The sequence below is a fragment of the Nocardia sp. N2S4-5 genome, from assembly GCF_044628355.1.
GTDB classification, from domain to species: Bacteria; Actinomycetota; Actinomycetes; order Mycobacteriales; family Mycobacteriaceae; genus Nocardia; species Nocardia wallacei_B.
Genome location: NZ_JBIUPM010000001.1, coordinates 1,862,913 through 1,875,833 on the forward strand (window position 1 = coordinate 1,862,913; position 12,921 = coordinate 1,875,833).

Annotated in this window: 11 protein-coding genes; 5 read left to right on the plus strand and 6 right to left on the minus strand. The window is 70.5% G+C overall.

Going from position 1 to position 12,921, the window contains the following annotated elements; genetic code table 11:
• Window positions 1-6: 6 nt before the first annotated feature.
• Genes ACFMRZ_RS08085 through ACFMRZ_RS08095 form a run of 3 tightly spaced genes read right to left on the minus strand, consistent with a single transcriptional unit; the run spans window position 7 to window position 3,208 of the window.
• Complete coding sequence (locus ACFMRZ_RS08085; protein ID WP_400178546.1) at window positions 7-774, minus strand: enoyl-CoA hydratase/isomerase family protein; 768 nt, start codon at window positions 772-774, stop codon at window positions 7-9.
• Window positions 774-2,045 carry an acetyl-CoA hydrolase/transferase family protein gene (locus ACFMRZ_RS08090; protein WP_400178548.1) on the minus strand — a complete coding sequence of 424 codons (1,272 nt, stop codon included), beginning with the start codon at window positions 2,043-2,045 and terminating at the stop codon, window positions 774-776. Before ACFMRZ_RS08090 ends, ACFMRZ_RS08085 begins: the two co-directional genes overlap by 1 nt.
• Window positions 2,042-3,208 carry a CoA transferase gene (locus ACFMRZ_RS08095; RefSeq protein WP_280371333.1) on the minus strand — a complete coding sequence of 389 codons (1,167 nt, stop codon included), beginning with the start codon at window positions 3,206-3,208 and terminating at the stop codon, window positions 2,042-2,044. Before ACFMRZ_RS08095 ends, ACFMRZ_RS08090 begins: the two co-directional genes overlap by 4 nt.
• A gap of 112 nt (window positions 3,209-3,320) precedes the next feature.
• On the opposite strand from ACFMRZ_RS08095, the gene ACFMRZ_RS08100 reads away from it, so the two are divergent.
• From ACFMRZ_RS08100 to ACFMRZ_RS08120, 5 genes are all read left to right on the plus strand, one after another.
• Complete coding sequence (locus ACFMRZ_RS08100; RefSeq protein ID WP_400178549.1) at window positions 3,321-4,841, plus strand: class I adenylate-forming enzyme family protein; 1,521 nt, start codon at window positions 3,321-3,323, stop codon at window positions 4,839-4,841.
• A complete protein-coding gene (locus tag ACFMRZ_RS08105) occupies window positions 4,838-5,608 on the plus strand; it encodes an SDR family NAD(P)-dependent oxidoreductase (protein WP_400178550.1) in 771 nt (256 codons plus the stop codon). Before ACFMRZ_RS08100 ends, ACFMRZ_RS08105 begins: the two co-directional genes overlap by 4 nt.
• A gap of 138 nt (window positions 5,609-5,746) precedes the next feature.
• On the plus strand, window positions 5,747-6,730 hold the full coding sequence (locus tag ACFMRZ_RS08110) for an MDR family oxidoreductase (RefSeq protein WP_400178551.1): 984 nt from the start codon (window positions 5,747-5,749) through the stop codon (window positions 6,728-6,730).
• A 13-nt stretch (window positions 6,731-6,743) separates the two neighbouring features.
• Complete coding sequence (locus ACFMRZ_RS08115; protein ID WP_400178552.1) at window positions 6,744-7,937, plus strand: MaoC family dehydratase N-terminal domain-containing protein; 1,194 nt, start codon at window positions 6,744-6,746, stop codon at window positions 7,935-7,937.
• 29 nt (window positions 7,938-7,966) lie between these two features.
• A complete protein-coding gene (locus ACFMRZ_RS08120; protein WP_400178553.1) occupies window positions 7,967-9,631 on the plus strand; it encodes a class I adenylate-forming enzyme family protein in 1,665 nt (554 codons plus the stop codon).
• An 8-nt stretch (window positions 9,632-9,639) separates the two neighbouring features.
• Here the strand turns inward: ACFMRZ_RS08120 and ACFMRZ_RS08125 are convergent, their stop codons facing one another.
• The 3 genes from ACFMRZ_RS08125 to ACFMRZ_RS08135 all read right to left on the minus strand — a co-directional run bounded on the left by ACFMRZ_RS08125 (window position 9,640) and on the right by ACFMRZ_RS08135 (window position 12,915).
• Window positions 9,640-11,187 carry a class I adenylate-forming enzyme family protein gene (locus ACFMRZ_RS08125; protein WP_400178554.1) on the minus strand — a complete coding sequence of 516 codons (1,548 nt, stop codon included), beginning with the start codon at window positions 11,185-11,187 and terminating at the stop codon, window positions 9,640-9,642.
• A gap of 78 nt (window positions 11,188-11,265) precedes the next feature.
• A complete protein-coding gene (locus ACFMRZ_RS08130) occupies window positions 11,266-11,619 on the minus strand; it encodes a hypothetical protein (protein WP_280371317.1) in 354 nt (117 codons plus the stop codon).
• A gap of 180 nt (window positions 11,620-11,799) precedes the next feature.
• Window positions 11,800-12,915, minus strand: a complete 1,116-nt coding sequence (locus ACFMRZ_RS08135; RefSeq protein WP_400178555.1) for an acyl-CoA dehydrogenase family protein — start codon at window positions 12,913-12,915, stop codon at window positions 11,800-11,802.
• Between the last annotated feature and the right edge of the window lie 6 nt (window positions 12,916-12,921).

Below are 12,921 nucleotides of genomic sequence, written 5' to 3' on the forward strand. Positions count from 1 at the left end.
GGCGTCTCAGCGGCCTCGCCACTGCGGCTTGCGCTTCTCCGCGAAGGCGCGCGGTCCCTCTTGCGCGTCCTCGCTGGTGTAGCACTCCACCGAGGCGTGCCGGGCGGCCTGTAACGCCGCGGCGCGGCCCATCTCGGTGGCGAGCATGACGGTATCGCGGGCGGCGCGCACCGACAGCGGGGCGCCCGCGAGGATCTCGGTCGCCAATTCGATTGCCGTGTCCAGCAATTCGTGCGGTTCGGCGAGCCGGTTCACCAGGCCGATCTCGTAGGCCCGGCGGGCGTCGATCGGCTTTCCGGTGAGCAGCAACTCCATCATGATCCGCTGCGGGATCATGTGGATCAGCGGCGCGGCCCACGGCGAGCTGCGGCCCACCTTCACCTCGGTGACCGCGAAGGTGGCGGTGGTGCTCGCCACGCACAGATCACAGGCCTGCGCGATCATCCAGCCACCGGCGAACGCGGCGCCGTTCACCGCGGCGATGGTCGGCTTGGACAGCTCCACGGTGTCGTAGGGCACGGGGAACGTTTCGCGCGGCGGCACGCCCATCCCCGTCGCGACCATCTCCTCCAGATCGCCTCCGGCGCAGAACGCCTTCGCGCCAGCGCCGGTGAGGACCGCGACCCGCAGCGCCGGATCGTGCTCGAACCGGTCCCACGCCTCGAACAGCCCGGCCCGCACATCGGGGTCCAGGCAATTGCGACGCTCCGGGCGGTTCAGGGTGAGCACGGCGATGCCGTCGGGACGGGCATCGAACAACACGGCCTCGGACATCAGAAACCTCTCCGCCGGACGACGTCGGCCGCCCGTTCCAGTTCGTCACGAAAATCGGGGTGCGCCACGGCGATCAGCCGCCGGGTGCGCTCGGCCAGGGTCTGCCCGGTGAGTTCGGCCGCGCCGAATTCGGTGACGATCACGTCCACGTCGCTGCGTGCCGTGGTGACCGGCCCGGACAGGGCGGCGGTGATCCGGCTGACGGTGCCGCCCTTGGCGGTGGCGGGCAGCGCGACGAGGGCGTGCCCGCCCGGCGACCGCGCGCCCGCCCGCACGAAATCCACCTGGCCGCCGGTGCCGCCGAGGTAGGCCGCACCGCTCTGCTCGGCGTTCACCTGCCCGGTCAGGTCGACCTCCATCGCCGAGTTGACCGTGACCAGCCGCTCCAGCCGCGCCAGCACGGCCGCGTCGTGGGTGTATCCGGTGGGGCACATGCGGATCGCCGGGTTGCGGTCGGCGAACCGGTACAGGCGCTCGGTGCCGATGAGCGCGCCGGTGATCGACACGCCGCGGTCGATCTTCTTGCGCGCGTTGGTGATCACGCCCGCCTCCACCAGATCCACCAGGCCGTCGCCGATCATGCCGGAGTGCACCCCGAGGTCGGTACGGTCGTGCAGCAGTCGCAGAATGGCGTCGGGCACCGCGCCGACGCCCGTCTGCAGCACCGCGCCGTCCTCGATGTAGGCGGCGGCGTGCCTGGCGATGGCCTCGTCCACCGGCCCGATCCGCGCGGGCGGCACCCGCACCGGAGGCCGGGAAACCATTACCGCGTAATCGATCTCGGCGGGCGCCAGCCGCTCGCCACAGGTGTGCGGCACCTGATCGTTCACCTCCGCGACGACCACCCTGGCGGCCCCGACCGCCGCGCGGACGTAGTCGCTGATCAGTCCCATGCTGTGCATGCCGTCCGCGTCGGCCGGGCTCACCTGGACGAAAGCCACGTCGCAGCCGAGGATTCCGGCCTCGATCAGCGGTCCCACCCGGCTCACATGACAGGGCACGATCGCCAGGCGATGCGCCTTGCTCACGGCCCGCAGCGCACCGATCGCCCCCATACTCGACAGCGCGAACGAGTCGGCCGCGGCCGGGGTGAACAGACCCGAGAAGCTGGTCGCGATGAACACCGACAGCCCGCCGATCTCGCCGCCCTGTGCGATCAGTGCCTCGATCAGCGTCGGCGGTTCGCCGCAGGCCTGACCGACCACGATGCGGTCACCGGGGCGCAGGATCTCGCGCAGATCCAGGTCGCCCGCCGCGAGCACCACCGTCATCCCCGCACCCGCCCGTTCGTCCGGGTGGCGCGCGCTCGGCTCAGCACGTCTTCGGTGTCGGCGCCGAGTCGCGGAGCCGGTCCCGCGACCCGGCCGGGGGTGCGCGAGAACCAGGTGGGCGGGCCCGGGAAGCGCACCGGGCCGTGCGGGCTGTCCACGGTCTCGAAGAAGCCGGAGTCGAGCAGGTGCGGGTTGTCGAACAGGTCGTCCAGCGAGCGCACCGGCGCGGCCGGAATGTCCAGGGCGCGAAGCAGTTCCAGCCATTCGCCGGTGGTGCGCTCGGCGAAGGTCTCGGCGAGCAGCGCGTAGACGGTGTCGATGCGGGCCGCGCGCTGCTCGAGAGTGGCCCACTCCGGTCCGGCCCAGGGCGGGTGTACCGCCTCCACGAACGCCGTCCACTGCTTGTCGTTGTAGACCAGTGCGGCGAGGTATCCGTCGGCGGTGCGATAGGGCTTGCGATTGGGCGTCACCGCCCGGGGATACGCGGCTGTGCCCAGCGGCGGGTCGAACATCGCGCCGTTCGCGTGTTCCACGAGCATGAACGCGGCCATGGTCTCGAACATCGCGACCTCGACCTCCTGGCCCTCGCCGGTGCGCTCGCGGTGGAACAGGGCCATCGTGGTCGCGTACAGCGCGGTGAGCCCGGCGATCTTGTCGGCCATGATGGTCCCGACGTAGCTGGCGGTGCCGGTGAGTTGCTGTTGCACGTACGGCAATCCGCATTCGGCCTGGATGGTGTCGTCGTAGGCGGTGAGATCGGCGTCGCGGCCGCGGCGGCCGTAGCCGTAGCAGTTGGTGTAGACGATCGCCGGATTCACCGCCGCCACGTCCGCGTACGCGAAACCCAGCCGGGCGATCGCCGCGGCGCGCATCGAGTGGATGAAGACGTCACCCTCCGCGATGAGATCGCGCAGCGCCGCCTTCCCGTCCTCGGTGCGCAGATCCAGCAGCACACTGCGCTTGCCCCGGTTGACGTTGACGAACACGCCGGCCATGCCACGTTCGGGGCCGACGGAGATGTAGCGCGTGTTGTCGCCGGCGGGCGGTTCGATCTTGATGACCTCCGCGCCCATGTCGGCCATGATCTGCGTGCAATACGGACCCATGACCATCGCCGTCAGATCGATGACCCGGATTCCGGACAGCGGACCTGCATGTTCCATCGCCACGTCCTTGTTCACGACCGAACCGGCCCCGGGGCCGCGCGCTTCCGGTTCTCGGCGCAATCCGGTCTATCTGATGAATCTTTGTAAGGATAGTGATATCAAGGACAGCGTGGACACTGTCAATGGCGAACGCCCACCGGGACCTCTCCGGCCGATCGCCCGGGTGCTGGACGCGGCCCTCGCCGCCCGTCCGGAGGCCACGGCCCTCGAAGCCGCCTCGGGCGCTTGGACTTACGCCGAGCTGGACGAGCGCGCCGACCGCGCCGCCGGCGCGCTGTGGGCACTGGGCGTGCGTCCGGGCGAGCGGGTCGCGGCCTGTCTGCCCAACGATCTCGACATCGTGGCGGCCTTCCACGGCGCCCAGCGCATCGGCGCGGTCTGGGCGGGCATCGGCGAGGCGCTGTCGGCGAGCGAGCAGCAGCACCTGGCCGATCTGTGCGAACCCGCCGCCGTCCTCGCCGGGCCGCGCTGCCGGGTGGAGTCGCCCGCCACGGTCGACCCCGACCGCTGGAAGGCCCTGCTGGAGGGTGCCGCCCCCGCGCCACGGGTGGACCAGGACCTCGATGCCCCGGCCGGAATCGGTTTCACCAGTGGCACTTCCGGCACGCCCAAGGCCGTCGTGCACAGTCAGCGCAACCTGCTGCTGCCCGGCGCGGTCCTGGTCGCGACCCGCGGCTGGGGCCCGGACCTGCGTAAGGGCGACAGCTTCCCGTTCACCGTGCTCAACATGCTGGTGCTGTCGACGCTGCTGACGGCGCAGGCCGGCGGGTGCGCGGTGATCATGGACCGGCGCGACGTCGACGGCGTCGCCGAGTGGATCGCCGAGCATCGCGTCACGGTCTGGAACGGCGCGCCCGCCCAGCTCTACGATCTCGCGCGCCGCCCGCACCTGGACCTCGGCTCGCTACGCGAGGTGTGGAGCGGCGCGAGCGACACCCCCGATTCCGTACGCACCGCCTTCGCCGCGACCCACGGTCCGGTTCCCCGCGCCACCTACGGCCTCAGCGAGGCCCCGACCGTGGTGGCGATCGATCCGCCGGGGACGCACTGGGTTCCGGGCAGCAGTGGCCGCGTCCTGCCGCAGTACGACGTGGCCGCCTACGACGACGAGGGCCACCGGCTGCCGCCCGGCGAGCCCGGCGAACTGTGCCTGGCCGGGGCCACCACCGGTCCCTGGGCCGGACTGTGGACTCCGCTGCTCGGTTACTGGGCCGACGGCCGCGTACGGCCCGCACCGCCCGGCCCGTTCCCGACCGGCGACATCGGCACCGTCGACGCCGCGGGACAGCTCTCGGTGCTGGACCGCAAGAAGATGGTGATCATCCGCGGCGGCGCGAACGTCTACCCGCTGGAGGTGGAACGCGTCATCGGCGCGCACCCGGGCGTGGCCAAGGTCGCGGTCTGCGCGGTGCCGGACGAACGCCTCGGCCAGCGGGTCGCCGCGCTCATCGAGAGTTCCGGCCCCACAGTCGATTTCGACGAACTCACCGCCCTGTGCCGCCGCGAACTGGCCGGCTACAAGGTGCCGGAGATCTGGTCACGGGTGGACGCCCTGCCCCTCAACGCGATGGGCAAGATCGAGCGCACCCGCCTCACCGAACTCGTCCCTCCCGCCGCGAGGCCACAGTGAGCACGCCACCGGACCGCGTCGCCCGGCTGTTCGGCCTCGACGGCCGGGTCGCGATCGTCACCGGCGCGTCGTCGGGCCTCGGCGAGGCCGTCGCGGAGACCCTGGCCGCACTCGGCGCACGGGTCGCGGTCGTGGCCCGGCGCGCGGACCGGCTGGCCGAACTCGCCGCGCGGATCGACGGCCACCCCGTGCCCTGCGATCTGGCCGTGGACGTCGATGCGGTGGTGCCGGCGGTCGCCGCCGCGCTCGGGCCGCCGGAGATCCTGATCAACGCGGCCGGGAACCGATTCGGTGACGCTCCGGCGGAATCCGAGACCGCCGAGGCGATCGACAACACCCTCGCACTGAATCTGGTCGCCCCGTTCCGGCTGGCCCAGGCGGTGTTCCCGCACATGCGCGACCTCGGCCGCGGCGCGATCGTGAACGTCTCGTCGATCAGCGGCCGCGTCGGGGTGCCCGGCATCCCGCAGGCGTCCTATGCCGCGAGCAAGGCCGGGCTTTCGGGCCTCACGACCGAGCTGGCCGTGCAGTGGGCGCGGCACTCGATCCGCGTGAACACGGTGGCGCCCGGCTTCTTCCGCAGCGAGATCACCGACAGTCTCTACGACGACGAACGCGGCGCGCGCTATCTGCGCCGCAACACACCGCTGCCCACCGAGGCGAAGGCGGAGGACATCGTCGGCGCCATCGTCTGGCTCGCCGGTGACGCCGCCCGCTACGTGACCGGCCAGACCATCGTCGTGGACGGGGGCTGGACCGCTCGCTGACCGGCCGTGGAACGCCGGTTGACAGGCAGAAACAACAATGGAAGCATTATTCGCCATAATGGAGAATTAGATTCTCGCGTAGTGAACATCATGTGCGCGGGTGGCCATCCCATGGCGGAGAAAGGAACTCGCCGGCGAATGTTTACGGCATTGCTCATCGAAAAAGGCGACACGGGACCGAAGGTCGCGCCGACGGAGGTGGACGAAGCGGACCTGCCGGAGGGAAATGTCCGCGTCGACGTCGCGTACTCCACGCTCAACTACAAAGACGCCCTGGCGATCACGGGCAAGTCGCCGATCGTGCGCTCCTTCCCGATGGTGCCCGGCATCGACCTCGCCGGTGTGGTCACCGAGAGCGCGCATCCGGACTGGTCCGCGGGCGACTCCGTGATCCTCAACGGCTGGGGCGTCGGCGAGGGCCACTGGGGCGGCCTGGCCCAGCGCGCCCGCCTCGACGGCGACTGGCTGGTGCCGCTGCCCACCGAGTTCACCGCCCGCCAGGCGATGTCGATCGGCACCGCGGGCTACACCGCGAGCCTGTGCGTCGAGGCGCTGCTGCGGCACGGCATCCGGCCCGAACAGGGCGAGATCCTGGTGACCGGCGCCACCGGCGGGGTCGGCAGCATCGCCATCGCACTGCTCGCCAAGGCCGGGTTCACCGTCGCCGCCGCGACCGGAAAGTCCTCGGAGACAAGATATCTGCACGATCTCGGCGCGGGCACCGTGGTGGATCGCGCCGAGCTGGCCGAGCGCGGCAAACCGCTGCAGAAGGAGCGCTGGGCGGGCGCGATCGACACCGTCGGCAGCCACACCCTCGCCAATGTCTGCGCGCAGACCCGCTACGGCGGCGCGGTCGCCGCCTGCGGGCTGGCCCAGGGCATGGACTTTCCCGCCACGGTGGCGCCGTTCATCCTGCGCGGCGTCACGCTGCTCGGCATCGACAGCGTGCAGGCGCCCAAGCCGCGCCGCCTGGAGGCCTGGGCCCGGCTCGCCCGCGACCTCGACCCCGCCGCGCTGGACTCGATCGCCCGGGAGATCCCGCTGGGCGAGGCGATCACGGCGGCCGGGCAACTCATCGACGGCGCCGTGCGCGGGCGCTTCGTCGTCGATGTGAATCGGTGATGAGGAGTACCCCGTGAGCAAGAAGACGAGCGAGTCCACCGTCGAACTCGATCTCAGCGACGTCGACCACCGGGTCGGCAAGCCGGTCGGCGGCGGCCAGCTGTGGGATCCGTGCAGCACCTCCGACATCCGGCGCTGGGTGATGGCGATGGACTACCCCAACCCGCTGCACTGGGACGAGGAGTTCGCCCGGGAGTCCCGGTACGGCGGGCTGGTCGCGCCCCAATCCATCGCCGTGGCACTGGATTACGGGCACGGCGCGCAACCGGCCTGCGTCGGCCACATCCCCGGCAGCCACCTGATCTTCGGCGGCGAGGAGTGGTGGTTCTACGGCTGCCCGGTGCGCCCCGGCGACAAGCTGTTCCAGACCCGCCGCTTCCACGACTACAAGATCGTGGAGACGAAATTCGCCGGGCCCACCATGCTGTCGCGCGGCGACACCACCCACACCAACCAGCACGGCGCCCTGGTGGCGAAGGAACGGTCCACCGCCATCCGCTATCTCGCCGACGAGGCGCACAAGCGGGGCATGTACAGCAATCAGAACGGGACCGTGAAGTCCTGGACCGCAACCGAACTCACGGAGATCGAGGCGCTGCGGCACGAGTGGATCCTGTCCAACCGCACCGGTGTCTCCCCGCACTTCGACGAGGTGAAGGTCGGGGATCGGTTGCCGCGCCGGGTGATCGGGCCGCACAGCATCGCGACCTTCACCACCGAGTACCGCGCCTTCCTGTTCAATATCTGGGGCACGTTCCACTGGACCGCGCCGCCGGGCATCGAGGACCCCTGGATCTACCAGGATCCGGGCTGGACCGAGGGTTTCGCGTTCGACGAGGAGGGCGCGCGCATCGATCCGCGCAAACGTGACGGCCTGTACGTGGGCCCCTCGCGCGGGCACATCGACGGCGAGAAGGCCGACGAGGTCGGCATGGCCCGCGCCTACGGGTACGGGGCCACCATGGGCGCCTGGTGCACCGACTATCTCGCCTACTGGGCGGGCCTGGACGGCATGGTGCGGCACACCAAGGCGAACTTCCGCCTGCCCGCGTTCGAGGGCGACGTAACCTATTTCGACGCCGAGATCATCGGCAAGGAAACCGAATCGGTGTGGGGCGTGCCGCTGGTCCAGGTGCGGCTGAAACTCACCAATCAGGATCTCGGCGTGCTCGTGGACTGCACCGCCGAGGTCGAGCTGCCGTACTGACGGCGGCACGGAAAGAGGGAGAGCCCGCCGTGACCGATGCGATCGTCTCGGGACCGCCGCTGGCGGCGGAACCGGGTCTGGGGCCGCTGACACTGCCCGGTTTCCTGCGCGAGGTGACCGAGCGCTACGGCGACCGGGAGGCCCTCGCCGCCGGCGACACCCGCTGGACCTACACCGAGCTGTGGGAGCGCGCGAACGCCGTCGCCCGTGCCCTGCGGGCGGCGGGGATCGGCAAGGACGGCCGGGTCGGCGTGCTGATGACGAACCGTCCGGAGTGGCTCGCCGCGGTGTTCGGCGCGACCCTGGCCGGCGGCGTCGCGGTCACGCTGAGCACCTTCTCGACTCCGGCGGAGCTGGATCATCTGCTCGCGGTGTCCGGGGTGTCGGTGCTGCTGTTCGAACGCGCCGTGGCGGGAAAGGATTTCGCGACCGCCCTGACCGAACTCGAACCGGCGGTCGCGGATTCGGCCCCCGGTGCGGTGCGGTCGGCGAAATACCCCTTCCTGCGCCATCTTTCGATGGTCGGGGAGCCGGTGCCGGGCGGCGCGATCGAGACCTGGGAGGAGTTCCTCGCGCGCGGGGACGCCGAGCCGCAGGAACTCGTCGACGCCGCCGCGGCGGCGGTGCGGCCGAGCGATACGGCGGTGATCTTCTTCTCCTCCGGCAGCACCAGCAAGCCGAAGGGCATCCGCAGCGCGCACCGCGGCGTCGCCATCCAGATGTGGCGCTTCCGGCGCATGTACGACTTCGGGCCGGACGATCACGTGCGCTGCTGGACGGCCAACGGCTTCTTCTGGTCCGGCAACTTCGGGATGGCCCTGGGCGCGACGCTGGCCGCGGGCGGTTCGCTGGTGCTGCAATCGACCTTCGACGCGGTGGCGGCGCTGCGTCTCATGCAGGCCGAACGGGTCAATTTCCCCGTCGCGTGGCCGCATCAGTGGGCACAGCTGGAGGGCGCGCCGAACTGGGCGGCCACCGATCTCGCCAGTCTGCGTTTCGTGGACGTGGCGACCGCGGCCGCCCGGCATCCCAGCGTGTCGACCACGTACACCGAACCCGGTCACGCGTACGGCAATACCGAGACATTCACCATCACAACGTGTTTCCCGGCCAATACGCCAGAGGAGCAGATCGCGGGCAGCAGCGGCGTACCGCTGCCGGGCAATACGGTCAAGATCGTCGATCCGCTGACCGGCGCGGTGCTCGCCCGCGGCGACCGCGGTGAGATCTGCGTCAAGGGCCCCACCCTGATGCTCGGTTACCTCGGCACCCCGCTGGACGAAACCCTCGACGCCGACGGCTATTTCCACACCGGCGACGGCGGCTACCTCGACGACGCGGGCCGCCTGTACTGGGAGGGCCGCCTCACCGACATCATCAAGACGGGCGGCGCGAACGTCTCCCCGCGCGAGGTGGACGAGACCCTGTTCCCCTTCCCCGGCGTGCGGGTCGTCCGCACCGTCGGCGTCCCGCACGACACCCTCGGCGAGATCGTCGTGGCGTGCGTGGTCCCGCACACGGACGCCCGGCTCGACGCCGAGGAGATCCGCGCCTACCTCCGCGAACGCCTGGCCAGCTACAAGGTCCCCCGCCACGTCCTGTTCTTCGACGAGACGGATATCGCCCTGACCGGCAGCGCCAAGATCAAGTCCAGTGATCTGCGGAAGCTGGCGGCAGAACGATTGGGCGCGTAGGCAATTCGCTACTTCAGAGTGCCGTCGGCGACGAGGCCGCGGAGGCGGCGGCGGTCGAGTTTGCCCGAGGGCAGAGTGGGGATACTCGCGGCGGTGGTGACGATCCAGCGGGTGGGGACCTTATAGGCGGAGAGCTGCGCCCGGGCGCGGGTCGTGAGGGAGTCGAGGTCCACCACCGGGGCGGCCGGGACCACGACGGCGCAGACCTCCTCGCCGCGGGTGGGGTGGTCGAGGCCGACGACCACGCATTGCAGCACGTCGTCGAAGGTTTCGACGACCGCCTCGACCTCGCGCGGGGATACGTTCGCGCCGGCGGGCTTGATCACCTCGCTCGTGCGGCCGACGTAGAACAGCCGGGGGTCGCCCGCGTCGCGGTACACGAGATCGCCGGTGTGGAACCAGCCGTCGGCGTCGAAGACGGTCGACCGCTCGCGTTTGTTGTAGCCCGCCATCACGCCGAGGCCGCGGATGAGCAGTTCGCCGACGGTGCCGTCGGGGACCTCGTGGCCGTCCTTGCCGACGATGCGGGTTTCGGTGCGGTGGAAGCTGCCCGCGGTCTCGGTCAGGCTGCGGTGCACCGGATATCGGTCCGGCACACCGATCATCGCGAGGTCGAGCGGCCCGTCCCGCAGCAGTGGCGCGCTGGACAGATCTCGCTCCTCGAAACTCGGGTGTTCGCGCAGGCGCTGGGTGAAGGCCGGCCAGCCGATCACGCCGGTGGCCCGTTCCCGTTCGATCAGGTCCAGCGCAGTCCCCGGTTCCAGGCGCGACTGCAGCAGCAGCGTCGCCGGTGCGTGCAGCGCTCCCACCGCGGCGAGGAGGCCGCCGACCCAGAACATCGGCATCGCGCAGAGCACGCGCGGCGTCTCGGCGACACCGGTGGCGTGCCGGATCGCCGCCGCCCACGTGCTGGTCTGCCGGACCAGTGTGCCGTGGGTGTGCAGCACGCCCTTGGGGTCGGCGGTCGAGCCGGAGGTGTGGATCATGAGCACCGGGTCGGCGGGCGAGACCTCCGCCTCGACGGCGCGCAGGATGTCCGGCGGGACCGCCGGCAAGCCGTCGTGCCACCGCGTCGCCCAGCCGCGGCGGGCGTCGCCGACCAGGACGATGTCCCGCAGATACGGGGTGTCGATCAGGTGCAGATCCCCGGCCGTCCCTTCCGGCAAGCCGGGAAGCGCGGCCTCGAGTATTTCCCCCGTGTCCGACCCGAGCACCGCGCCCGCGGCTATCAACACCTGAATATCCGCCAGCCGCAATACTTTCCGGATCTCCGCCGGGGTATACATGGTGCTGAGCGGAACGGCCACCGCACCGATGCGGCAGATCGCCAGCCACCAGACGATCCACTCGACACCGTTGGGGAAGAACAGCCCGACCCGGCTCCCCTTCCCCACCCGCGCACGCAGCAACCGCCGCGCGATCTCGCCCGACCGCTGCTCGGCGGCGGCATAGGTCAGTCCGTCGTCCCGCGTCACCACATAGCGTTCGGATCCGAACTCGTCGGCACTGCGCCGCAACAACACGGGAACGGTCGGGCGGGTTTCGATCGCTGACACTCACCCAGGATAGATCAAAATTCTCTATCTATGAGAATGTGATTCACGCGCTGCCGGAGGCCGCGAATCGGTCCGTGATCATCCGGCGCGCCAGTGCGCGTGGTCGGGGATGGTGGTCGAAAAGATGACCGGGAAGAAGTTGCCGGGAGCCAGTTCGTTCATGTCGTGCCACGCGCCGCCCGGGTCGCGCTGGTAGTAGCGCGCCAACCCGCTGCCGTCGTCGTAGCAGACGATGTTCGCGGTGCCGAACGGGCTCCAGTACGCCGCGGCGCCCGGCCGCGGCGCCTCCAGCGGAGTGCGGAAAAGGTGGCCGCAGGACCAGATCTCGGGATCGTAGTACGTCGGCGCGGCAGCCGCCGACGGCGCGAGCGCCATGATTCCGGCAGCGGTCACCGCAGCGGCGGACAGCCCGGCACGGACGATATTTCGCACGATTCTTGCTCCTCCCTAGGCAGAACGGACTACACACTGGTGTCGGCAAACTGCTAGCGATCGTTAACGCCCGACCCGAGCACCCTAGCGGGGGCCGGGTGTCTCGCCGCGCCGGAACTCACACCACCCGTGGGTAGCCACTCATCCACCGCACCACGGTGGTCGTCGCCGTGCGTAACCTCAGCGGAATCGGAGGGCCAGCCGGGCACGGTGGGCGGCCGGCGTGCCGAACAACGACCGGTTGAGCGTCGCACGCTTCAGATAGACGTGAATTCCGCTCTCCCAGGTGTAACCGATGCCGCCGTGCAACTGCATCGCCTTGCCCGCGACCCGTACCGCCGCCTCGGTCGCGTAGGCCTTCGCCCTCGACGCCGCCACCGCGGCGTCCGGCGACCGCACGACCTCGCCGCGCACGGCCGCCATCACCAGTTGCCGGGCCACCGTCACCTGGACCAGCATGTCCGCGCAGGCGTGCTGAACTGCTTGGAACGAGCCGACCGGACGGCCGAATTGCTCTCGCACACGGACGTATTCGACGGTCGCGTCCAGCATGGCGACGCTCAGCCCCAGACTGTCGCACGCGGTGGCGATCGCGGCACGGTCGTACAACCGGCGCAGGGCCGCCGCGCCGTCCCCCGCGAACCGCAACACCGCACCCGGCGCGACCGCGACCCGGTCGGCGACCACGCGGCCGAACACTCGCGTCGCATCGACCACGGGCTGCGCGGTGACAGTCAGCCCCGCCGCTCCCGGCTCGACCACCGCTATCACAACGTTCCCGTCCGGCGCGCGGGCCGGGACCAGCAGCGGACCCGCCGCCGTCACGTCACACACGAATTCTGCCGCACCGGAAAGGAATTGGTCGCCAGACTCCCCCGCGAGCGCGAAGGTAACTCCCGCCATAACGGCCCCCGGGTCCACCACAGGAGAGCCCGTATCAGCGCCCGCTCCCCACTCCCCCGGCAGGGCGACGACCGGTACCGCTCCGCCCGCCACAGATTCCCGAAATAGCTTGTCGCGCAAGGTGTCCGGTGCCAGCATGCCGAGCGCTCCGAGCCCCAGGACAGCGACCGAAGGAAACGCCGTGAGTGCGGCCGCCCGGCCGATCTCCTCGAGCAGCACCGCCACCTCCGCGAAAGTGGCTCCCGCGCCGTCGAATTCCGCCGGCGCTTCCAGCCCCGGCCATCCCGCCCGCGCGAGAGCGGACCAGTCAGTTGCGGTCTCGTGACCGGTCTTGGCGAGCAGGCCGCGCGCCACCGCGCGCAACTCGTCGTGGATCTCCTCGAATTCGCTCATCACGCT